The following is a 449-nucleotide window of genomic DNA, read 5'->3' as shown; positions in this document are numbered from 1 at the left end:
GGACGGGCCCCGCACCGGACGGACGCGGCCTCCGACGCTTGGAGCGCGGGCCGCCAACTGCCCGCCGGACACCACCGGATACCCGTCCGGATCGGTGGCCGGGACCACGGGATCACCCTGCACGTGCACGCCGTGGACCTGCTGCGCGACATCGACGTCGTGGTGTCCCCGTCGAACACCCACTTCGCGCTGCCCGAGCCCTACAAGTCCTCCGTGGCGGCCTCGCTGCGCCGCACGGCGGCCCTGCGGGATCCCGCGGGACGCATCGTCGGGGAGCCGGTGCGCGACGAACTCCGGGCCTGGACGGATCGGTACGCGCCGCAGGGCCTGCCGGTCGCGCCCGGCACGGTGGCCGTCACCGGCGCGGGAGCCCTCGAACGCCAGGGCGTCCGTTACATCCACCACGCGGCGGTGGCCGTCCCGCGGGCCGGCACCAACGACTACGACGT

The 449-nt window shown here is 75.3% G+C and carries 1 pseudogene; it reads left to right on the top strand.

Annotated features, from left to right (window positions below):
• Positions 1 to 449 (top strand): annotated as a pseudogene (locus G3I71_RS47540) (hypothetical protein); the annotation flags it as partial.

It is taken from the genome of Streptomyces sp. SID12501, from assembly GCF_010550245.1.
In the GTDB taxonomy this organism is placed as follows: domain Bacteria; phylum Actinomycetota; class Actinomycetes; order Streptomycetales; family Streptomycetaceae; genus Streptomyces.
The sequence above is the reverse complement of the archived record's forward strand: the minus strand, read 5'-3'. Positions and strand labels throughout refer to the sequence as shown.